This window comes from Microbacterium sp. ZOR0019 (assembly GCF_000800925.1).
Lineage (GTDB): Bacteria > Actinomycetota > Actinomycetes > Actinomycetales > Microbacteriaceae > Microbacterium > Microbacterium aurugineum.
On sequence record NZ_JRKC01000017.1, the window covers coordinates 88,186 to 110,473 of the forward strand.

The following is a 22,288-nucleotide window of genomic DNA, read 5'->3' on the forward strand; positions in this document are numbered from 1 at the left end:
GGAATCTGGGGAATCAAATGACGCACTGGGGAATTTTGCGTACATTCACGGCTCAAGGGGCCTCGGCATGACTTCCGTCGAGGATGCTCTGAGCATCGCTCGTACGGGCTTCGCGCCGGTGGCGGCTCCGCGAGCCACCAAGTCGGTGACGCGCACGGTGGTCACACCGCGCGCATCGGCGACGTTGGAACGACGTCGGCAGTGGGAGCGCGGCTATCGGATGCGTCTGCGGATCACGGATGCGGCTGTCATCCTGTTCGCGGTCGGTCTGACGGCGGCGATCCAGCTGATCACCGACGTGTGGGCCGCCGAAGCGCTGCGCAACGCGGCGCTTCTCGGCCTGGCCTGGTATCTGATGCTGTCGGCCCTCAACACCCGGGCGGCCGCCATCTTCGGATCCGGAGCCACCGAGTACCGCCGCGTGGCACACGCCGGCGGTCTCGCCTTCGGCATCGCCGCGATCGCGGGCGTCCTCCTGGAGTGGGAAGGACTGCAGCCGCTGTTCTTCGCCGCGCTCCCGGTCGGGATGCTCGGGCTGCTCTTCGCACGCTGGACCTGGCGCCGCTGGCTGCAGCGGCAGCGCCTCAGGGGCCAGTACGCGTCGAGGACCCTGGTCGTCGGCGATACCGGGGACGTCGAGTATGTGATCGATTCTCTGCAGAAGGGTGCGGAGAACGGCTACCACGTCGTGGGGACGACGCTGCTGGATCGCAATGCCGGCACGCTCACGATCGGGGAGAGTGTTTACCCGGTCGTGGGCAATCTTCACTCTGTCGCCGCAGCCGCGGCGCAGCTCGGGGCGGACACCATCATCGTGGCGAGCCGCCCCGAGGGAGACCCCGACTTCATCAAGCAGCTCAGCTGGCAGTTGGAAGGAACTGCCGCCGAGCTCGTGTTGTCGAGTCGGCTGACCGATGTCGCAGGACCCCGCATCTCCCTCCGCCAGGTCGACGGTCTCCCCCTGATCCAGGTGAAGATCCCAACCTACGAGGGTGGCGTGCACATGCTCAAGCGTGCGCTCGACATCGCGGTGGCGACGCTCGCTCTCATCCCCATCGGCCTGGTCACCCCGGTGCTGGCGACGCTCATCAAGCTCGACTCGCCAGGACCGGTGTTCTTCTTCCAGGAGCGCGTCGGACGAGACGGGCGCACCTTCAAGATGGTCAAGTTCCGTTCGATGAAGACCGACGCGGAGCAGCAGCTCGCAGCGCTCAAGGCACAGAACGAAGGCGCCGGCCTTCTCTTCAAGATGAAGGATGACCCGCGCGTCACACGCATCGGAAAGATCCTGCGCAAGCTGTCACTCGACGAGCTCCCTCAGTTCTGGAATGTCCTCACCGGAGACATGAGCGTCGTTGGCCCTCGTCCGCCGCTGCCCAGGGAGGTCACCGCGTATGACGGCACGGTGTTCCGTCGCCTGTACATCAAGCCGGGTATCACCGGTCTGTGGCAGGTGTCCGGACGCAGCGACCTCTCGTGGGACGAGAGTGTCCGCCTCGACTTGCGCTACGTCGAGAACTGGTCGGTCATGAACGACTTACAGATCATGTGGCGCACGGCGAAGGTCATGGTCCAGCCGAGCGGGGCATACTGAACGGATGAGCTATTCGAACCGCCTCACCATCGCGATGGTGGGGACCCGAGGAGTGCCCGCGGCCTATGGAGGTTTCGAGACCGCGATCGAGGAGGTCGGGCGTCGCCTCGCGGATCGAGGGCACGACGTGGTCGTCTACACGCGCGGTTCCGAACGTCGCGAGAAGGAATACCTCGGCATGCGTGTCGTGCACCTCCCCGCTGTTCCGGTGAAACAAGTCGAGACGCTCAGCCACACCGGGCTCTCCGCATTGCACCTCATATTCCGACGTCGCCCCGACGCGACCTTCGTCTTCAACGCCGCCAACTCCCCCTTCCTGCCTCTGCTGCGCCTCAGACGCGCGCCGGTGGCTCTGCACATGGACGGTTTGGAGTGGCGGCGCTCGAAGTGGGGCCCACGCGGCAAGGCGTATTACCGATGGGCCGAGCAATTCGGGGTTCGCACAGCGGACGCCCTCATCGCGGACGCCCCCGGGATCGCCGACTACTATCGCCACCAGTTCGACGTGCCGACGGAACTCATCCGCTACGGCGCACCGATTCTTGACGAGTTACCAGCCCGCGGGGTCGAGGAGATGGATTTGACGCCCGGCGGGTACCACCTCGTCGTGGCAAGGTTCGAACCTGAGAACCACGTGCTCGAGATCGTTCAGGGTTACCACGACAGCAAGGCGGAACTCCCTCTCGTCGTCGTCGGCTCAGCACCCTACAGCGCTGACTACACACAGGAGATCGAGCGCGTGGCCGACGGCGACGACCGGATTCGACTGGTCGGTGGTATCTACGACCAAGACCTGCTCGATGCGCTCTACGCAAACGCAGTCACCTATCTGCACGGCCACTCCGTGGGGGGGCACAAACCCCTCACTTCTTCGCGCGATGGGTGCTGGTACGGCCGTGATCGGCTATGACGTGCCCTTCAATCGCGAAGTGCTGGACGGCAACGGCTGGTTCTTCTCAGACGCGTGCGAGGTCTCCTCGCAGATCATGGCGGCAGAGGGCGAGCCGATGCTGACCGCGTCGCGGGCGAAGGCCGCACAAGAGACCGCGCGCAACCGGTTCCGCTGGGACGATGTCGCGGACGAGTACGAAACGCTCGCCCAGCGCCTCGCCGAGCGCGCGACGATCCATCCCTCCGCTCGTCGCGCACGTCGGCGATCGACAGACTGGTCGCCGGCCGCGGTTGGATCGGCGGCGTCATGACCGAGAACCCGATGCGCCCCACCGTTCTCTTGGCGCATCCGGGCGCCGAGATGTTCGGCTCCGACCGGATGCTACTCGAGAGCGCAGCCGGCCTCGTGGAAGCTGGCGCCCGCGTCGTCGTGGCTCTGCCCAGCACCGGACTTCTGGTGCACGAGCTCCGGGCTGTTGGCGCCGAGGTCGTGATCCTCCCGATGCTGGTCCTGCGCAAGGTCCTCCTGACCCCGCGCGGTCTCCCCCGACTGTTCCGCGATACGTTCCGCGGATTCGGAGCCGCCTGGCGGCTCATGAGTCGCGTCCGCCCTGACGTCGTGTACGTCTCGACGATCATCATTCCGCAATGGCCGCTCGTCGCCCGGCTACGGCGCACACGCTCCATCAGTCACGTTCACGAGGCGGAAGCGTCGGGCAGCAGGATCGTGAACCGCATCCTGTACTCCCCTCATCTCGTCTCGCAGCGCACTCTCGTGAATAGTCGGTTCAGCCGCGACACCATCGATACCGCGCTACCGGCTCTCGCCCACCGCTCGCATGTCGTCTACAACGGCGTCGCCTCACCACCCCACCCGGTTGCTCCCCGGCCACGCACCGAGCACGCGCTCCGTGTGCTCTACGTCGGCCGGCTGTCGCCGCGGAAGGGACCGGATCTCGTGATCGATGCCGCGCACCGCCTACAGGCGGAGGGCCGCCTCGTCGACGTGACCCTTGTGGGAGCTGTCTTCGAAGGATACGAGTGGTTCGAGCGCGACCTGCGCCAGAAGGCTGCCGCTGCCGATGTGGCCGTCGAGTTCGCCGGGTTCCATTCGGACATCTGGCCATTTCTCGCCGAGGCAGACGTACTGGTCGTCCCCTCGCGCGCCGACGAGCCGTTCGGAAACACAGCGGTCGAAGGCATCCTTGCCCTGCGCCCCGTGATCGCGAGCGACAGCAGCGGATTGCGTGAAGCCGCCGGCGGCTATGCGACCGCCCAGCTCGTGAGTGCCGGAAGTCCGGATGCGATCGCGAACGCGCTGGCGGACATCGATGCAAACTGGGATGAGATGGTGTCGACCGTCGCCGACAGCCGAGCCGAGGCGCTCCGCCGGCACGCACCGTCGGTGTACCGGTCGAGCATTGCGACGCATGTCCTGGATCGGCGTCGCACGACGGTCGACGAAGACGACCGATAGAGCCACCCCCGATCGGCCGGGTATCGAGGCCTCAGGCTCTCGATACCCGGCTCGGTCAGCTTCAGTTCGTTCGCTCTCACCTGTCCTGGGCTCCGAGCACGGAGGCCCCAGATGGCAGGTGCGAGACGTTACTCACGGCACCCGGTACCGGGACAGCAATCTCGCCCTGCCGAACCAGGTAGGTCGGCCGCAGGGTGCGGAGATCGGTCACGACGGATGCTCCCTCGATCAGAACCGAGCGGCGCTCCTGGCCTGTCGCCGCCGTGAACTCTGCAAGAGTCGACGAGACGGAAGGATTGCCCGCCGCCCCACGAGACCACACCCCGAACCACGCCGGCTGAGAATTGGACGGACGCGAATAGAGGTTGCCGTTCATCGACGAGACCATCTGCGCTGCCGTGAACTCCTTGGAACGGTCTTCCACACAGACGAGGCAGTTGCCCGAGGCATCACCAATGATGTTGTTGGAAACGACCGTCTTCGCGATGATCCAGCTGACAGTGGGATCCGGCAGCGGTTGCCGAGGGTCATGGCCAGCCGCTTTCGTGTCGGACGCACGGCGTGAGTCCTGAGTGATGTTGACGTTGCGCTGGTTGCCCACCACCGTGTTGTTCCAGATGGCGACGTTCCCTGTGTTGATCACGTAGATTCCAGAGAGATCGTTGTCCGCCACGATGTTGTCGGCGACGACCGCGCGCTCGGACAGCTCGAGGACCAGCCCGTTCCCGGTGTTGCCAATCACGTCGTTGCCGGTGAAGGTGATGTCGTAGACCGACTCATCGAACCACGGCCCCTGACCGGTGTTTTCGATGAAGGCGCTGTCCGTGACCGTGACACCGCGCGAGCGGGTCACCTTGAACGCCCCCGAGACGGGAGCGCGGTTGAATCCCTCGGCGTTGTTGCCGCGGGACAGCACACGGTGCAGGGTGAGGCCATCGGCCGTCGCCGCGCCTCCTCCGAGCAACCCATTGTTGATGAGCGAAACCCGCGTGAGGCTGGTTCGCAGACCCCAGGAGTACACGCCGGTGGTCGAGTTGTCGCGGATGACCACGTCCGTGAGAGACACATCGTTCGCGGCGACGATCACTGTTCCCATCTGCGGGACGCTCGTTGCATAGCGACGGACCCCGATACCTCGGATCTCGCTGCCAACGGATCGGACCGACAACGCCTGCGTGAGTGTGCTGGCCGCGACATCCGCCCCGGTCGGATCTGAGCCGATCACGAGCTGACGTCTCGAGTCGTCGACGAAGAACGTCCCCGCGCCGACCTGGTCCCGGCGCGCGACCTCGGTCAACTGCGTCCCCTCGATCCAGACCTGGTCCGGATGTGCGGCCATCGGCTTGGCCGGGTTGACGAACTGCCAGCCTGGAGTGGTGTTGTCGGGCGCACCCTTTGTGTAGGTCGGACTCGAGTCGAGACGCGTGTCCCAGCCGTCCTTGATCCAGACGGCGCCTTCCGACCGCCATCCCGAGACGGGAGCCGCCCCATCGAACCACACCTCTTCCCGAGGCGCGGCCTGAATCGTGACCCGCTTCTGCGGCGGAACGAGCACCTCTTCGTGGTAACTGCCGGCGCGGAGCACGATGGTTCCGCCGTTGGGAACCATCCGCAGAGCCGCGGTGACCGTCCGCCGCGGGGCGCCCCGCGATCCGGAGGCGCTGTCGACTCCGTTCGGAGAGACGTAGATCGCATCGGCGGGCGCGACATCGTCGAAGTCCGCGACTTCTCGCGCCCCGGGTTCACCTCGCACCTGATCTTGATCATCGGGGTCCGGCGCACCGGGGTCCGGCGCACCGGGGCCCGGCGCACCGTCTCCGACCTTCTGCATCCGGAAGTCGTCGATGTCCACGGTTCGAACGCTTCCACCGGTCGATGAGTAAACCGTCAACCCCGAACCGCCCGGCTGACTGATGCGGTCCTGAGAGGAATCCTCGGCTGCCACCTGCCATGCTCCAGGCTCGACCCCGTTCGCGGCCCACATCTTCGCGGCGAGGTGCACTTCGTCCGTGCCCGTCACCTGATAGGCGATGCGAAGGTCCGTGTCGGTCGCGACGCGCTGATCCCAGCGGTACTCGGCCAGGGTCTTCGCGGTGGTCAGATCAGAGAGACGCACGATGCTGAGGTGAGCGACACCGTTCGGCTGCACGCGGACGCGGATCCCATAGGCACCATCCGGAGTCACTCGCACGGCCCCGGAGACGTAGACGCCGGATCCGGACGACGGGAGTTCGCGGATCCCGAAGCTGAAGGAGCCCGAAACGTCCGCGGCGCGAACATCGCGGAGCTCGAGGATGGCCGTACGTCCGCTGGAGGGACTGGTGATCGAACCGACACCGTCGGCGACGTCGAGGATCGCCCCGCGGGACGGGACCCATGCCTCTCCCGTGTCTGCGGATCCCCACCCCCCGGTGACAGATCGCTCAAGCGTGTCGCAGACAATGTCCTCAGCGGAGCAAGGACCGATGCCTGTTCCCTTTTCCGGATCCGTTCCCGGTTCGGTTTCGGGATCCGTACCGGGCTGCGCGCCCGGATCCGTTCCCGGCTGATCCTCCGGATCCGTTCCCGGCTGATCCTCCGGATCCGCACCGGGCTGCGTGCCCTGATCGGTCCCAGGCTCCTCGTCGCTCCGCGCGACCGTGGTTGCGGTGATCTCCCCGACCTGGACCGGGAGAACGACGCCGCCGGAAGACGCGTAGTGGCTCCACCCCAGTCCTCCGCCCTGCGTCAGTCGACCCGCCTCGGCATCGCGATACTCGAGCTGCCAGTCCGGCTTCTCCTCGTTCTGCGCCCACACGCGGGCGCGCAGCACAACAGGGTCGGTTCCGACCGCCTGGATCTCGAGGTTGATGCCGGTGGCGAGAGCACCGTCGACATCCACCGTCCGCTGGGCGAAGGGCGTCGCGACGTACCCCACGAAAGAGGCGAGGCTCAGCTCCGTCGCTCCCGTCTCCGTCGCACGGATGCGCACCGCGTAGGATCGGTCGCCCTGTTGACGCACATGGGCTCCGACGTACGCGCCTCCACGTTCCGACTCGTTCCGAGCGATCTTCAGCGCCGTCGTCACATCGACATCCGCCGGCACCTCGCTCTTCCAACTGACGGCGGCAGTGCGACCCGGTGCGGGCGGCACCAGGGAGCCCTCCCCGTCGTTGACCGCGGCTTGCGCGGAAGGTGTTACCTCGTATGGCGTGCCGGACGGATCTGCGCCCCATCCGGCGCTCGTCGTCCTCTCCATGGAATCGTGCAGCAGCACCGACGTCACCTGCTCCGTGGACAGAGCGGGTGCATCCGCGAAGGCGGGGGTGAGCGCAGTCAGCGTCGTCCCGAACACCACCGCGACGGCGATGGTCACGCGGGTGAGCCGACGTAGTGCCGGATGGGAGGTCGATGCGGGGCGATTCGAGAGGGGCACGGAGTTCACGTCGATTCTGTCTATCGTCGGGCTTCTTCCTCGCCCGTCGACGCAGCTCCGGAGGCGCGACGATCAGCGAGGCCCCCTGCCACCCGCGATGATAGCAGGGAGGCCTGAGAAATCCAGCCTGCACCAACGCGGCCGCTGCGCGGCAAGGGTTGTACTGATAATGTTCTGAGGGTGTCCGCGCGATCCTCTTGATCGGCGACACGGAGATTGGGGAACATCTGTCCGCCGCCGCCTCGTGCTGCGGTGGTCGACGGCGATCGGTATTCGGCACTGGGGAGTCCGACGATCGGGAGGGGTAGCATGCGCATTCTTGTGATGTGGGCCAACGACACGACTTCGAATCTCGGCGTCCGCGCACTCGCGCAGGGCTCTGCCGACCTTCTCCATCGCGTGTGGCCCGATGCGGAGGTCGTCTTCGCCAACTACGGGCAGCGACCTAAAGAACTACCGTGGGGTCAGCCGCGCTCCCTTCTGCGCGAGCGCGCGACCGGCCGCCTGGGGATGATGGACTGGTTCCGACAGTTCGACCTCGTGTGGGACACCCGTTCGGGAGACAGCTTCGCCGACATCTACGGGCTTCACCGGCACACGACCATGTCCCTGGTGCACGAGTTCGCCGCACAGGCGGGAGTCCCCGTCGTCCTCGCGCCGCAGACGATCGGCCCCTTCCAGACGCGACGCGGACGGGCGCTGGCGCGCCGCTCGCTGAGACGTAGTGCACTCGCCTTCGCGCGCGACCCGATCAGCGCCGCAGCAGCGGCTCAGCTCGGTCGTCCCGTCGACGCCGTCACCAGCGATCTCGTGTTCGGCATCAATCAGCCCTCCATCGGACGAAGTCGCGACGTCCTCCTCAATGTCTCCGGCCTGCTGTGGCGGGAGAATCCGCACGTGGATGCGTCGACTTACCGGGAAGCCATCGTCCGTCTGATCACGGGCCTCAGAGCCGAGGGGCGCGAGGTCACTCTCATGCCTCATGTCCTGGCGTCTCCGAACGCCGACAATGATGCTCCGGCATGCGCCGAACTCGCCGAGACGTTCCACCGTGAGATCGACGTCTTCACGCCGTCCGATCTGCACGATGCGCGCTCGGCGATCGCCGGCGCACAGCTGGTCATCGGCGCGCGAATGCATGCGTGCCTCAACGCACTGTCGGTAGGCACACCTGCCGTCGCGATGTCCTACTCGCGCAAGTTCGCCCCTCTGCTCAATTCGGTTGGCTGGGAGCACATCGTCCCCCTCACCGCGCCCGCGGCCGGAACCGCCGCGGAGATCGCGCAGGCCGTTCTGGAAGACGCATCCTCAGAGAGCCTCAGGGATGAGGCGGCGAAGGCGAAGCAGCGCGGCACCGAGCTTCTCGCTCCGGCCACGATCCGGCTGGCCGAGCTCGCATGACGCTCCTCGCCGCCGTCGAGGGCGTCCTGCAACGCGACGCCTGTAGTGGGTGCGGACTGTGCGTGCGACTGGACCCCGGGCTCGAGATGCACGTGGATGAGCATGGGTACAGCCGTCCCTGCCTTGTTGGCGAATCGCGGCCCATCGCGCGCGCGGAGCAGATCTTCGCCCGCAGCTGTCCCGGCGTCGTCGTGGCCGCGCCGGCACTTCCGCCCGGCGCGAAGCGCCATCCCGAACTGGGCACGTATCTGGAAGCGTGGCAGGCATGGGCCGCCGACCCTGAGGTGCGTCGCGCAGGCAGCAGCGGCGGGGCGCTCACGGCGCTGCACACCTGGCTTGTGTCCACGGGCCGCGCCACACGTATCACCGGCGCCGCCGGATCCGCAGAGGATGTCCGACGGACTGTCCCCGTCACCATCATGACGAGGGAACAGGCCCTGGGTGCGGCAGGATCCAGATACGCACCGATATCGACGCTGGCGAACCCGGACGTCTTGGCTCGGGGGGCAGCCGTGACCGGAAAGCCGTGCGAGATCGCCGCCCTGCGCCGCGCCGCCCCGGACCTCGTGGACGGGGAGGCGCCGCTGATGCTCTCCTTCTTCTGCGCGGGCACGCCCAGCCAGCACGCGACTGACGACCTGCTGCAGGACCTCGGCGTGACCCCCGCGGAGCCGGTCACCGCGCTCCGCTACCGCGGCGACGGCTGGCCCGGCCGGTTCATCGCCCGCACCCCCGACCGCGAAGTGAGCGCGGACTACGACGACTCCTGGGGCCGTGTGCTCGGACCGACGACGCAGTGGCGGTGCAAGGTGTGCGTCGACGGCGTCGGCGAATCCGCCGACATCGTGTGCGCCGACTCGTGGGCGACCGACGAGCGTGGGTACCCCGTCTTCGTTGAGGGAGACGGTGTGAGCGCGCTCATCGCCCGGACACCGCGTGGCCTGGAGACCATCCGTGCCGCCGCCGAGGCGGGGGTGATCGTCCTCGGCGAGCTGCCGATGTCGCAACTCGCCGCCGCCCAACCGCTACAGGTCACGCGCAAGCGCTTCCTGTTCGCGCGCCTGCTCGGTTCCCGCTTCGCCGGACGCCGTCCGCCTCGCTACCGAGGGTTCGGTCTCGCGCGCCTCTCGCTCGCGTACCCGCGTGAGGCGATCCGCACATTCCGCGGCACGTATCGTCGAGTCCGCGCACAGCGGAGGCGATGATGGCCTCGGCACTCGCGCATTCGGCGGCTCGAGGCGCCTTCTTCACCCTGAGTGCGCAGGCAGCGCGGATCGTGCTACAGCTGCTCTCCGTCGTGATACTGTCGCGACTGCTCTCGCCGCACGATTACGGCCTTCTCGCGATCGCGCTCGTGGTCGTCGGCCTGGGCGAGATCTTCCGTGACTTCGGTCTCACCTCTGCGTCGATCCAAGCCCCGGAACTCTCGACCGGCGAGCGCGACAACCTGTTCTGGGTCAATGCGGCGATCGGCGTCGTTCTCACGGCCATCACCTTCGTCCTCGCCTGGCCGGTCGCGGCGATCTCCCAACAGGGTGACCTCCAGGGCATCGTCCAGTGGCTGTCCCTGATCTTTCTCCTCAATGGAGTAGCGACGCAACACCGCGCGAATCTCATGCGCGACCTCAAGCTGCGAGCGCTTGCAATCGTCGATGTCACATCATCCGCCATCGCCCTCGCGGCGGCCGTCGCCGCTGCGCTTCTCGGGGCCGGATTCTGGGCCCTTGTCGTCCAGCAGCTGACGACAGGGACGGCCATCCTCGTCGGCGTTCTCATCGCCGGCCGGTGGTTCCCGCGTTGGTACTCGCGCGCCGTCCCCATCCGCGCGTTCCTCACCTTCGGCAGCCATCTGGTCGGGGCGAACCTGCTGGCGTACGTGGGGCGGCAGATCGACACGGTCACGATCGCCATCCGCTTCGGAACGCAACCACTCGGTCTCTACAACCGCGGCTTCCAACTGATCATGACGCCGTTGGGACAGGTACGCTCCCCCCTCCAGTCCGTCGCCCTGCCTGTTCTCTCCCGAGTGCAGGCGGACCAGCGGCGCTTCGACACCTACGTCATCGCGGCTCAGCTGGCACTGGGGTACACGATAGGGATTCCGTTGGCGATCGTCGCGGGACTTGCCGATCCCGTCGTCGGCATCATGCTAGGTGCGAGGTGGGCCGAGACGGCACCGCTGATCAGCATGTTCGCGATCGCAGGTCTCCTGACGACGGTGTCCTTCGTCGGCTACTGGATCTACCTCGCGCGAGGCCTCGGTGCCGAGCTTCTGCGCTATACGATCGTCACCACGGTGATCAAGATCGTCTGCATCGTGGTGGGCTCGTTCTTCGGACTCTTCGGGGTCGCCGTCGCCTTCGCCGTCCATCCGGCGATCGCTTGGCCGATCTCGCTCGCGTGGTTGTCCCGCGTCACTCCGATTCCCCACCGCAAGCTCTACCAGGGCGCAGGTCGCATCATCGCGACCACGCTCGCGTCGGGCCTGGCGAGTCTGGGCATCGCCCACCTGACCGCCTCCGCCCCCGATGGGGTGCAGCTCCTGCTCGGTCTGGGCGGCGGCGTCGTCATCGCCGCGGCCTTCCTGGTACTTCCGGTCTATCGTCGCGATGCATCCAGCCTGCTCGCCTTCGTCCGGCTCATGGTGAAGCGGCAGCCTCAGTGAAGACCCACGCCGGGCCGATCCTCAGCTGACGCGAGGCCATCGCGTCAGTCGCTGTAGTATTCGCTGCGGTGTCGATCGGGACGCGCCCTGTTGAGGACCGTGCCGAGAATGCGCGCGCCGCCGGACTCGAGAGACTTGATGCTCTTCGCCAGCGCTGCACGCCGCGTCTTGGTAGCGTCGACCACGAGGATCACTCCGTCCGTCTGCGTCGCGAAGAGATTCGCGTCCGCGACACTCAGCGTCGGTGGGGAGTCGATCACCACGTAGTCGTACTCTGCGGCAGCGAAGTCGAGAAGCTGCGCCATTCTCGCGGAGGTGAGCAGTTCTGCCGGGTTCGGCGGCACCGTTCCGGCGGGAAGGATATCCAAGGTGCTGTCTGCCACGCTGTGCTTGGCAACCTCGAAGTCCACCTCGTCGAGCAGCACACTCGTGAGTCCGATCGACCCGTCGATGCCGGCGTGCTCATGCGCGCGAGGGCGCCTCATATCGGCGTCGATCAACAGAACAGAGTTGCGCAGTCCGGCGAGAGTCATCGCCAGGTTCACGGAGATCGTGGACTTTCCCTCCGCGGGCATCCCCGACGTGACCAGCAGAACCTTCACACGCGACGACACATTGGCGTATGCGAGTGCCGACCGGAGACGACGGAACTCCTCCGCGGTGTGACCGAGTGGCTCCTGCACCACGGCGATTCCACGATCGGCCAGCAACGGTGCCTTCGAGACGACGCCGAGCACGGGGTCTCCCCCCGACTGCGCCAGCGTCTCTTCGTTACGGACGCGGGTGTCGAGCACCCCGATGAGCACTGCGACGGCCAACCCCAACACGCCGCCGAGGAACCCTCCGAGTACTGCATCGCGCATCTTGCTGGGGGTGAACTGGAACTCGGGGGCCACCGCGTCGTCGATGATCTCGGCGGTGATGGTCGAGTCGCCTGCCGGATCCTTCGGTGCAACGTCCTTCACCGCGATGATGAGTTGCGCCGCTACTGCGTTGGCAAGTTCAGCGGCGCCCTCGCTGTCCTCGGATATTCCGGTGACTCGGAGCATGACGGTGCTTTGCGGGATGGAGACCTCGATCGATCGGGCGAGCTCTCGGGAGGTCGTGTCGAGATCGAGTTCGTCGATGACCGGCTCCAGCACGCGCGAGCTGGTGGCGAGCTGCGCGAATGACAGCATCTGACTCTGGGTGTATGCCGAGCCCTGGTTGAGGTCCGACGCGCTCGTCCCCTGGTTGAGGGCGAAATAGAGCGAGGTCGTGGCCTGGTATAGCGGCGTCTGCAGCGACGCGAAACCGAATGATCCCACCGCTCCGAGGACCGCCGCGGCGATGATGACCCACCAGAACTTGCGTACCGATCCCAGGATGACACGCAGACTGATCCGGCTCTCGCCCATGATTCCCCATTCCCCCTCGGATTTCGATTCTAGAGTGTCCCCTCGCTGGTGCCTTGTCGCGGCTACGGCGGCACGATCACCGATGGCCCAGGAACACGATCGGTGAGGGCATCTCGCCTGTCCGCATCGTCGACGTGGGTTGGACCACCGGCCGCATCCCGCGCCCAGGTAATTGCGAGCCCCACGCAGAACCAGAAGAACATGCTGTACTGCGTGATCAGCGCGACCACCACCAGGCTGGGCAGTTGCCCCGCCACGGCGAGCGCTGCGGGGCTGCGTGTCGAGGGCCGCGCAACCATGATCGAAGCGCACACGACAGCGGCCATGATCACGAAGGTGGGGACGTAGCCGTATCGAAGAAGAGTCAGTACGAGAGCGTTGTCGATCGAACGAGCGAAGTACCCCAGGTAGTAGTCGCCCGCGACCAGCGTCTGCCACTCGCCCGGGTTGCCGAACAGCCGCACCTGAGAGAGCAGCACGAGCAGATCCGTGCGGTAGTCGGCGCTGCCCCCCGCCTCGTCCCCCGCCGCACCGAAGACAGTGTCCATGATCGGGATCACGATCATGGCGCCAGCGACTCCCGCCACGGCGACGGCCGCTCGGAACCGCTTGGAGACGCCCGGGACGAGGAATGTCGAGAGGGCGAGGGTGATCACCAAGGTGATGAGGCCCGTGCGGCTGAACGTCAGCACCGTGGCGACGGCGATGAGCACGACGCCTGCGATCTTGGCGACCAGCACCCACCGCACGGCGACCACGAAGGCGGAAGACATCGCCAGCGCGGCCCCGAGAGCGATCGAATGCCCGAAGGCTCCTTCGGCGCGGAAGACCCCGGCTCGCTCCTGCAGTGGGCTCCACGTGTCGTACACGACCCCCGAGCCGGGGATCAAGACGAATGGATTGACTCCGGTGAGGAACTCGAGGATCGCCAACGCCGCCGCGATCACGGCAACCGCCGCGATCACGTTCGTCACCCAATCGGTTCGCACGCGGGCGAGAACCACTCGTCCCCAGATGTAAGGGATCAACCACTCGAGTACGGCAGCGACGAGCGAAGGAAGGTCGACGGCTCCGACTCCGAAGAGACCGACGATCAGCAGGACGAATACAGCCACCCAAGCATCTGCTGCTCGCAGTGGGACCACCGACCAGTTCACGACGATCAGCAATGCCGTGAGCAGGCTGATCGCGGCCCAGTAGAAACCGAGGTTCACGCCGACCCAGAGCGGGACGAAGAAGAGCACTCCCGCCCACACCACGAAGGCGGCGCGGGGGAGCATCCGGAGCCCGAGGATGAAGAGGGCCAGTGCGGCGATCCCTCCGACGGCGAGGAGCACAATCGGAACAGCAGTGGCCATGCGTCAGAATCTTACTCCGGCGCGCTGACGCGGGCCAGAATCGGAGCCGTGGGCGAACCCGACCACTCCCATCGTTCTGCACACTTCCGGCACTGCTCTTCTCGTTTCTCGGCGCCTTTTTCTCATGCACCGCGCCGAAGGCCGCTGCCGCGCTTGCGGAGCGCGGCAGCGGCCTTCTCGGGTGTGACTATGGGGCGGTGACCCGGAATGTGTCGAACGCCAGTCCGAGCGTGGCTGTCGAGGAGCCAGAACGGTTCCCGGCCAGCCCCACGGAACCCGTCGCCGCGAGCGGGGTCGCGTCGGTCGCGTTAAGCTGCCAGTTCGCCGGCTCGCTGGATCCGGTGGCCCAGATCTTTGCCGCGAGCGCAGTGGTCGACGACCCGGTCACCGACACCTTGAGGGTATACGAGGTGTCCGCTGCCCAGGTGAACCCGGTGACCGCCTGCGTGGCAAGTACCGTGCCCTCTCGATGGGCGACAAGCCACAGCGATCCGTCCGGACGCAACCAGGCACGGACCAGGTACTTGCCTGCCGCCGTCCCTCGAGCCACCACTCCGATGTAGGAGCCGCCCGTCGTCGGCGTCTGATCAACAGTGAACGCTGTCTCGATAACGACGTCACCAAGGGGTGTGCCATCGAGCGTCGCATACCGAGTTCCTCCGGCCGCCAATGCCATCCGGCCGTTGCCGTCGGAGACCGTCGCAGCCGCCGCCGAGCCGCCGGCGATGGTCCACGCCCCGCCGGTCGGGGCGGTGCCCCATCCGGAAGTCGCCGTGCGGTCGAACTCGTCGCTCGCGAGCGCTCCGGGCTGCTCCGGTTCAGGGTCCGGATCCGGATCCGTCGGCGCCGCAGTGACCGTCACCTGCTGCGTCGCGGTGTTCGTCGCACCCTTGTCATCCGTCACCGTGAGCGAAACCGTGTAGGTTCCGGCCGCTGTGTACGTGTGCGACGCGGTCGCGCCGGTTCCCGAGGAGCCATCACCGAATTCCCAGGCGTACGACGCGATAGTGCCGTCGCTGTCCGCAGACGCGCCACCGTTGACGTCGGCCGTGAGGTCGGAAACCGCCGCCGTGAACGCCGCCGTCGGAGCAGCGTTCTCGGGCTCAGGGTCGGGCTCCGGATCCGGCTCAGGTGCCGGAGCTGCGAGGTCCTTCACCGCGAAGTCGTCGAAGTTGATCGGATTCGTTCCCGATGCGGAACCGGCGCGATAAGAGAACACCGTGGTCGCGCCCGCGACCTGCAGGGCGGGTGTTGCATCCGTCGTGGTGAGCTGCCAGTCCTCCGGCTCGGTTGATCCGGCCGCCCAGATCTTGGCGCGGATTGTCGTCGGAGAAGAGCCTGCTGTCTCCATCGCGAGGTGGAAGGTGCTGCCGGCTGCCCAGGTGGTACCGGGGACTGCGGTACTCGCGATCGCCGTTCCGTTGCGGTGGATCACGAGCCACGTCGACCCGTCCGCGCGGTGCCAGACGAGAGCGCGGTACCCATTGGAACCGGAGCGACGCGCACCCAGGCCCTCATACGCCACTCCCGTCGACGGTCCGGAGGTGAGCGTGTAGGAGATCCGCGCCTCGGTGTCTCGCAGAGAGGTCCCCTGCAGCAACATCTCGCGCGTCTCGCCCGGTCCGAGGTTCACCGTGCCCACGCCGTCTGCGACGGACGTTACGGCTGCGGAGCCCGCCATCGGAGCCCAAGTGCCGCCGATGTCCGCCGCGCCCCAACCGCTCGAGACCAATCGGCCGAAGGAGTCGGCAGCGGCGAAGACCTCTGACTGGACCGTGACCGACTGGGTCGTGCTCGCCGAAGACCCCAGGCTGTCACTCACCGTGAGGGTGATGTCCTTGGCACCGGCTTCTGCATAGGTGTGCGTGGCCGTCGCGCCGGAACCGGCGGGGGTGCCATCGCCCCAGTTCCAGGAGTAGGCGAGGGTAGCGCCGTCGGATGCGCTCGAACCCGCAGCAGACACATCCACTTTGAGGCCCGACGCCGTCGATGTGAACATCGCCACGGGGTCCGCGTGCGTGGTAACGGCCTCACGCGTTGTCGATCCGGTACCGTTGCGGTCGTCGGTGACGGTGAGCGTCACCGTCCGAGTACCCGCCGATGCGTAGGTGTGGCTGGCGACCTGCCCAGTGGAAGTGGATCCGTCGCCCCAGTCCCAGGCGTAAGAGGTGATCGATCCATCCGGATCCGTCGAGGCAGAGGCGTCCGCCGAGACTGCCAGGCCGGAGGCCGAGAGCTCGAACGAGGCCGTCGGCGCGACGTTGGCGCCCTGCACCGTGACCTGCTGCTCGGTCGTCGAGGTGAGCCCGTTGCTGTCTGTGACCGTGAGTCGCGTCGTGTACGTTCCGCCCGCCTCGTAGGTGTGGTTCACGGTCTTGCCCGTGGCTGAGGCCGAATCGTCACCGAAGTCCCAGCGGTAGCCAGTGATCGTGGCTACCCCGGCAGGTGCGGAAGCGCTCGCGTCGAACGCGACTTCGAGGTTCGTCGCCGACGCGGTGAACGAAGCCGTCGGAGCCTGGAATCCCTTGCCGACGCCGTAGTGCGTGCGGATCTGCGCGGGGGTCAGCGCGTATGGATACACCGCCACCTCATCCAGCGAGCCGGAGAAGTACTTCGAACTCGGGCTTGAGGGCCAGCCGTTGAGGTTGTCCCCACCGACTCGCCAGTATCCCGTGTAGTTCTCTGCGTCTGTCGCACCCGCGAGGGAGGAGACAAGTTCGCCGTCGACGTACAGTCTCATCCCGCTCGAGTCCTGAGTGGCCACGGCGTGATGCCAGGTGTTGTCGTTGAGCGCGGTGTTGTTCTGCGCCGTCTGCGTACTGCCGTTGTAGGTGCCGAACACGAGACGTCCGCTGTTCGTCATGTAGAGATGACGATCGTAGCTGCTCGAGTCTCCCGATGCGGCCGAGCCGTAGCCCAGGAGCTTCCCCCCAGAGTTCGTGTTCGTCCGGAACCAGAGCTCGGTCGAGAACGACTTCGGCGCAGCCACGCGGGCGCTCGTCGCGACACGACCGGATGACGAGCCGCTGAACGACGAAGCGCCTGTCGTGGTGTTCTGGACGCCTGACGACACCGAATTCACTCCGGACCCGAAGACGGGAGTGTTAGACCCCGCCCAGTCCTGGGCGACGGTACCGAGCGGGTAGTACAGTTGCGGCTCGTCGGCCGTGACGGCATCGACGTACGGCGACACCACACCATCGGCGACGGCCACGGTGACGCTCTGACTGCTGGCCGTGTTCCCGTCACCGTCCTTGGCGACGACCGTGTACTGCTGCTGCGATCCCGGTGTCGTGGACGTGTCGTCGAGCGTCACCGACGAGCGGTCCCACCAGGTGCTGTCCACCGTCTTGCTCGCGACCGCCGTGCTCGTGCCTGCGCGGCGAAGCTCGTAGGTCAACGCCAGATCGTCGCGGTCCCAGTTCAACGGGATCGAGACACGAACCCGACCGGGGATGAACGACTGCGCTGTCGGGACCCAGTTCTCCCCGGAGAGACGCGGGCCGTCCTTTGCGCCGCCCGGCGGGGTCGTCGAGAAGCGCACCAGTCCTTCGAAGCGTCCGTTGTTGACCGAGCGGAACTCGCCACCGATCGAGATCATGTTGCCGGCTCCAGTGATGGAGAGACCGGCCTGACCCAGGCCCGTAGTGACTCCGACCGCCCAGTCGGGGGTCCAGGCGTAAGCCGACGGCGCCGGCGTGCCCACCCAGTTCTTGTAGGTGCTGCCGGCCGCTGGCTGGTTGCCGAGCGTGCCGCGTGCATCTGCCGTGTACGCCTCGGAATAGCGGTGCGTGCGCGGGTTCTGTTCAGGGTGCAACCCCTGGGTGCTGCAAGCGTGCGTGTGGCTTGTCGTGTAGACGACCTTGCCGGTCGAGTAGACCCCGTAGTGGTCACCGAGGCAGTCCGAGATCCAGCGGACCTGGCCGGAACCAGCCTCCGCGGCGAAAGTGCCCTCAAGGTTGCCCGTGGCCGCGTTCGCATATACCCAACCGGTTCCGTACACGGCGTTGGCGTCGGCCGCCAGACCGAAGATCCCGGCCTTGCCGGAGGTCGCACCATTCTTGACCGTCTGTGGAAGGGCCCACGAGTCGTCGACCGCACCGGTGTCCTTGTCGAGCGCGACGGTACCGCGCATCGCCAGGTTGCCGTTGACCTGCGAGAATCGTCCAGCAGCGATCACGTTCTGACCGGCCGGGTCCATCACCATGGCGTCGACCTGGAGGTCGGCCTGGGGAGCCCATGCCAGAAGCGCTCCGTTGGTGGAGCTGAAAGCCGCGAGATTCTTGCGAGCGGTCCCATTGCCTTGCGTGAAGAGACCCCCGACGAAGACGCTCGTGCCCGAAGTCGCGAGCGCGTACACACCCGTCCCTCCGATCGCGGGGGAGAAGCCTCCGACGAGCTGGCCGGTGGTGGCGTCGAGGGCAGCGAAGTTCCAGCGCGCCTGTCCGTTGACCGAATTGAAGGAGCCACCGATGTAGATACGGCTGCCGTCGGGGGATGCCGCGACTGCCTTGATCACTCCATTGACCTGGGGGGCGAACGGCAGCAGCTGACCGGAGTTGATGTCGTAGGCGAGCACGTTCGACCGCGCGGTCAGGCTCGTCCCAGGGGTCGCGAGCGGAGCACGCGCGTTGTCGAACTTGCCCACCGCGTAGACCGTCGAGCCGATGGTCGTCTGCGCCCACACGTAGCCGTTGTCGATCTGCACTGTCGGGATCGGATCGGAGGTGACGACGTTGTCATCTCGCTGCAGCAGTGGAGGCGGCTGCGGCACGTCCGCGGCTGTCGCCGCCTGCGCTCCCAGTGTCGTCATCCCCGCGACGAGCAACGCGCCCGCCACGAAGGACGCGAGCGCAGAACGCGCCCGCTTCGAGATATTCGTGTGCTTCATTGTGACTCCCCAGCCCCAGTTAGTCCTTCGATTGTGAACAGGCGAAACCTGTAGAGGCGCGGTCAGGAGATCTGACCGGCAAAAACGGCGAGTGGCTCCCCCGCGGCGTAGTTCACGCTGATCTTCACTGAACGCCCCTTGGCAGGATCGAGCATGAAGACGTACGTGCCCTCGGCTGATGCACCTGCAGCGAGTTCTCCGTGCAGAGGCTCGTTCGGACCGGCGGTCGTGCCGATGCCGACATCGCCGTCATCGGTGACGAGATTGACCACGGCCGAGTCGATGCTCTGCGCACGCTTCGAGTCGTTGGTCACGGAGATGGTGACGACGACCGCCGACCCGGCGTACTCGCCAGGCGTTTCGGGCTTGACAGTCGTGATGGCGATGTCATCGACCGCGACGACCATCTCGGTGGAGAGCGTGATCGGCTCCTCGATCGCTCCGCTCTGCTCGGTGAGCGTCGGCGCCTCGGTGGGCCCTTCGGCGTCCGCGTCGGCGGGCGCCGTCCAGTCGGTCGTGCTGGTGCCTTCCGGTGCAGGGGAATCCCCCACATCGGGTGCCGCGGTGCAGCCGGCCGCCAGGAACGCGAACGCGATCAGCGGTGCGATGAATATGGGCGCACGAGTACGCGAGATGCCACCCCCAGAGCGGCATGATGAAACGTTGAACACGTTAGCTCCCCACAAGCCAGCTTCCCCATCCGAAGCCCCCTCGGCTTCGGCACTTCCCCTCAACCGCGTTGAGCGCGGTATCGGCTAATGATAGATCGCGGAGCGCGAATCCACAAGACCCCGCTCAGGAGACGCGTCGACGATGTCCACCGAGCTGGCCGAGAACGGAGGCGACCGCTTCCTCGACTTCTCTTATCGTCTCGCGGTGCCCCCGGCTTCCGTGGCGATCCGCGATGCTCGCGGGGTCGCCCGATGCTCGCACCCCCCACAGGCGCCGGAGCCGACTCCCCACCCCACCGGAACCCGGCATCGGCACGACGCGAGACCTCGCGCGATCCAGGTGCGCGACGTACTCCGCGACCCTGTCCGGCGCAGTGGACGAGAACCCCGAACCGAGATGAGCGGCCTCCTTGATCGTGAACATCCAATCGCGCGATCGCGGAGCGAGTCGCACCAATTCACCGCGGATGTCGCGAGAAGCGGCGAGGATGATGCTGGACTGCTCTATGAGTTCAGGCGTCACCTGCCGCGCGCGATGTGCTTGTGCCTGCGACTGCCACTCCTCATCATCATGGGCAGATGCGACGAGTGCACAGATCGCATCTCCAGGATTCGCCCGTACCCCTGCGCTGCTGACCGAGATCGCCGACTCCTCACCGAGTCCTCGTCGCAACGTCAGTTCTGCCAGTGAGGAGCGACAGACGTTGGCGGCGCATACGACCAGGATGTTCTCTCCGCTCATGTCGTCGCTCCGAGCCTTCCGATTTCACGGAACCACTTCACAGCGGCAAGCGCCAGGAACGCCACGGCCGCGGCGCACAACGCGCCGTATCCGACGAGGAACGCCGACGTCCATCCCCACAGGGCGAACACGAGGCACACGACGCCGAAGTCTGTCGGCAGCAGCACGAGGGAACGCAGGAGCGTGCCTCCTCCGCGCTCGTGGGTCGACGCGACGGCGTGCTTGCCCTTGAGTAGATCGTTGAGGAGCATCCCTGAGAATGACGTAGAGGCGACGATGCTGAACACGATCGGGATCAGCAGGAGGATCGGCGGCTCAGGCACCACCCGATAGAGACCGATCAGTACTGCCAGATGCAGGGAGGCGATCTTCAGCGTGTCGATGAAGTGGTCGAGCCATTCGCCCTGCGGACTCCCGCCGCCGCGCAGGCGAGCGACCTGGCCGTCGGCAGAGTCCCAGGCGTAACCGAGTACCAGCAGCAGAGCGATCAGAAGCCCCATAGGAACGTTCACCGGGCCGAAAGCGATGAGCCCGATTGCGACGAACGAGTGCACGGCGCTGATGATCGAGACTTGGTTCGGGGTGAGTCCGATGCGATACGCGACCGCAGCCAAGACCCTTCCGATCCGACGATTCACGTACACCGAGTAGGCGGGCGCCCCGCGGGCATGTCCCTTCTGCGCGCGCGCCAGGCGGTGATAGGCGTCTACGACCATGACCTGCCCTTCCGGTCCGTGCCTCCGCTACGGGCGATCCGACGTGCCTCACGCACGCCTCGGAAGTAGGCGCGAAGTGGCGCGACCGACTGCAGCAGCTGCCGACGACCGCCACGGAGGATGACTTCGCGCGCAGTGCGGCGGATCGACCGCCGCCACCGTTCCACCGACGCGTCGTCGAGATGCCGCACGGCGAAGAGCATCCGGTTGCGGATGTTGTAGTAGTAATAGCCTTCGGATTTCGCCCGGGCCATCTCCCGCGCCGCCCTCTGGGTCCCACCCTCATCGTGCACGGCCCGCGCGTCTTCCACGAGCGCGAGCGTACCGCCAGCTGCCACCACCCGACGCGAGAAGTCGACGTCCTCCCAATAGAGGAAGTAGTCGTCATCGAAGCCGCCCGAAAGCTCCCACACCTCGCGTGTGATCCACAGGCACGCACCACTCAGCCAGGCCTCGTAGGGCTGGGAGTCTCCGGGGATGCGCTTGCGTCGCGCGCGCATCGTCCCGTCGTCGAGGAGCAGATCGATTCCGGCGAACCAGGTACGCCCATCCGAATCGGCGATCACCGGCGACGCGAGAGTCGTGCGAGAGGCGGCCGTGGTGGCCGCGAGCAGACCCAGCGACTCCCGGTCAATGTGCGCATCGGGGTTGATGACGAGCACGTCCGTTGCCCCCTCGGCAAGCGCCCGGGTCACGCCGAGGTTGACTCCGCCGCCGAAGCCGGAGTTCGAATCCGGTTCGATCAGCATCCATCCGTGCTCATCCGCGACAGCCCGCGCGGCCCGACGTTCGTCGGCACCCGACCAGTTGTCGACGACGATCGTGCGGGCATCTGCGGCGATCGCACGCGCTTCTCGCTCGACGATCACCAGATTGTCTCGCAGCAGCTGGGCCGAGGCGTAATTCACCACCACCACGGCGAGCCGTCCGTGCGCGATTGACACGCGATCCTCCCCTCGGACCCGTGGCACGGATCGCGTCAGGTCGCCGGTCGGATTCCCCGGAGCCGCGACCGGCCTCGACTCCCAGAAGAACGACTATACGCGAGAGTCGCCCCTCGGAGACCCGGC

General features: G+C 66.5%; 13 protein-coding genes and 1 pseudogene. 6 read left to right on the forward strand and 8 right to left on the reverse strand.

Translation table 11 applies throughout. The annotated features are described in order from the left end of the window. The first annotated feature begins 67 nt into the window (after window positions 1-67). The 3 genes and pseudogenes from L978_RS06015 (at window position 68) to L978_RS06025 (ending at window position 3,962) form a co-directional block, all read left to right on the forward strand. The gene (locus L978_RS06015; protein WP_047521308.1) at window positions 68-1,594 is read left to right on the forward strand and encodes a sugar transferase; all 1,527 of its coding nucleotides are present in this window, start codon (window positions 68-70) and stop codon (window positions 1,592-1,594) included. 4 nt (window positions 1,595-1,598) lie between these two features. Next, window positions 1,599-2,796 (forward strand): annotated as a pseudogene (locus tag L978_RS06020) (glycosyltransferase). Further along, entirely contained in the window at window positions 2,793-3,962 is a 1,170-nt protein-coding gene (locus tag L978_RS06025) for a glycosyltransferase (RefSeq protein WP_052193372.1), read from the forward strand. Before L978_RS06020 ends, L978_RS06025 begins: the two are co-directional and overlap by 4 nt. A gap of 76 nt (window positions 3,963-4,038) precedes the next feature. Here the strand turns inward: L978_RS06025 and L978_RS06030 are convergent, their stop codons facing one another. Then, on the reverse strand, window positions 4,039-7,386 hold the full coding sequence (locus tag L978_RS06030) for a right-handed parallel beta-helix repeat-containing protein (RefSeq protein ID WP_052193373.1): 3,348 nt from the start codon (window positions 7,384-7,386) through the stop codon (window positions 4,039-4,041). Window positions 7,387-7,686: 300 nt separating this feature from the next. On the opposite strand from L978_RS06030, the gene L978_RS06035 reads away from it, so the two are divergent. Genes L978_RS06035 through L978_RS06045 form a run of 3 tightly spaced genes read left to right on the forward strand, consistent with a single transcriptional unit; the run spans window position 7,687 to window position 11,443 of the window. Further along, window positions 7,687-8,778, forward strand: a complete 1,092-nt coding sequence (locus L978_RS06035; protein WP_047521310.1) for a polysaccharide pyruvyl transferase family protein — start codon at window positions 7,687-7,689, stop codon at window positions 8,776-8,778. Then, a complete protein-coding gene (locus tag L978_RS06040; RefSeq protein WP_047521313.1) occupies window positions 8,775-9,983 on the forward strand; it encodes a Coenzyme F420 hydrogenase/dehydrogenase, beta subunit C-terminal domain in 1,209 nt (402 codons plus the stop codon). The genes L978_RS06035 and L978_RS06040 overlap by 4 nt, the downstream gene beginning before the upstream one ends. Continuing rightward, on the forward strand, window positions 9,983-11,443 hold the full coding sequence (locus L978_RS06045) for a lipopolysaccharide biosynthesis protein (protein ID WP_047521315.1): 1,461 nt from the start codon (window positions 9,983-9,985) through the stop codon (window positions 11,441-11,443). Before L978_RS06040 ends, L978_RS06045 begins: the two co-directional genes overlap by 1 nt. A gap of 44 nt (window positions 11,444-11,487) precedes the next feature. Here L978_RS06045 and L978_RS06050 read toward each other — a convergent pair whose 3' ends face one another. The 7 genes from L978_RS06050 to L978_RS06080 form a co-directional block, all read right to left on the reverse strand. Then, window positions 11,488-12,840, reverse strand: a complete 1,353-nt coding sequence (locus L978_RS06050; RefSeq protein WP_052193374.1) for a polysaccharide biosynthesis tyrosine autokinase — start codon at window positions 12,838-12,840, stop codon at window positions 11,488-11,490. A gap of 62 nt (window positions 12,841-12,902) precedes the next feature. Beyond that, window positions 12,903-14,198 carry a hypothetical protein gene (locus tag L978_RS06055; RefSeq protein WP_156118237.1) on the reverse strand — a complete coding sequence of 432 codons (1,296 nt, stop codon included), beginning with the start codon at window positions 14,196-14,198 and terminating at the stop codon, window positions 12,903-12,905. Window positions 14,199-14,385: 187 nt separating this feature from the next. Then, window positions 14,386-19,089, reverse strand: coding sequence for a PKD domain-containing protein (locus L978_RS06060; RefSeq protein WP_052193376.1), 4,704 nt, complete (start codon window positions 19,087-19,089; stop codon window positions 14,386-14,388). Window positions 19,090-19,151: 62 nt separating this feature from the next. Continuing rightward, window positions 19,152-19,760: a DUF4352 domain-containing protein gene (locus L978_RS06065; RefSeq protein ID WP_231555001.1), complete on the reverse strand. Its 609-nt coding sequence runs from the start codon at window positions 19,758-19,760 to the stop codon at window positions 19,152-19,154. Window positions 19,761-19,884: 124 nt separating this feature from the next. Then, window positions 19,885-20,502 (reverse strand): arsenate reductase/protein-tyrosine-phosphatase family protein, encoded by a 618-nt coding sequence (locus L978_RS18300; protein WP_052193377.1) that lies wholly within the window; start codon window positions 20,500-20,502, stop codon window positions 19,885-19,887. Further along, entirely contained in the window at window positions 20,499-21,218 is a 720-nt protein-coding gene (locus tag L978_RS06075; protein ID WP_047521317.1) for a CDP-alcohol phosphatidyltransferase family protein, read from the reverse strand. Before L978_RS06075 ends, L978_RS18300 begins: the two co-directional genes overlap by 4 nt. Continuing rightward, the gene (locus L978_RS06080; RefSeq protein ID WP_231555002.1) at window positions 21,209-22,162 is read right to left on the reverse strand and encodes a glycosyltransferase family 2 protein; all 954 of its coding nucleotides are present in this window, start codon (window positions 22,160-22,162) and stop codon (window positions 21,209-21,211) included. Before L978_RS06080 ends, L978_RS06075 begins: the two co-directional genes overlap by 10 nt. Window positions 22,163-22,288: the final 126 nt, after the last annotated feature.

Bases quoted from the DNA above. Each gene is read 5' to 3' on its own strand.
- L978_RS06050 (WP_052193374.1), bottom strand. From the start codon at position 12,840: ATGGGCGAGAGCCGGATCAGTCTGCGTGTCATCCTGGGATCGGTACGC.
- L978_RS06045 (WP_047521315.1), top strand. From the start codon at position 9,983: ATGGCCTCGGCACTCGCGCATTCGGCGGCTCGAGGCGCCTTCTTCACC.
- L978_RS06075 (WP_047521317.1), bottom strand. From the start codon at position 21,218: ATGGTCGTAGACGCCTATCACCGCCTGGCGCGCGCGCAGAAGGGACAT.
- L978_RS06055 (WP_156118237.1), bottom strand. From the start codon at position 14,198: ATGGCCACTGCTGTTCCGATTGTGCTCCTCGCCGTCGGAGGGATCGCC.
- L978_RS06035 (WP_047521310.1), top strand. From the start codon at position 7,687: ATGCGCATTCTTGTGATGTGGGCCAACGACACGACTTCGAATCTCGGC.
- L978_RS06040 (WP_047521313.1), top strand. From the start codon at position 8,775: ATGACGCTCCTCGCCGCCGTCGAGGGCGTCCTGCAACGCGACGCCTGT.
- L978_RS06060 (WP_052193376.1), bottom strand. From the start codon at position 19,089: ATGAAGCACACGAATATCTCGAAGCGGGCGCGTTCTGCGCTCGCGTCC.
- L978_RS18300 (WP_052193377.1), bottom strand. From the start codon at position 20,502: ATGAGCGGAGAGAACATCCTGGTCGTATGCGCCGCCAACGTCTGTCGC.
- L978_RS06015 (WP_047521308.1), top strand. From the start codon at position 68: ATGACTTCCGTCGAGGATGCTCTGAGCATCGCTCGTACGGGCTTCGCG.
- L978_RS06025 (WP_052193372.1), top strand. From the start codon at position 2,793: ATGACCGAGAACCCGATGCGCCCCACCGTTCTCTTGGCGCATCCGGGC.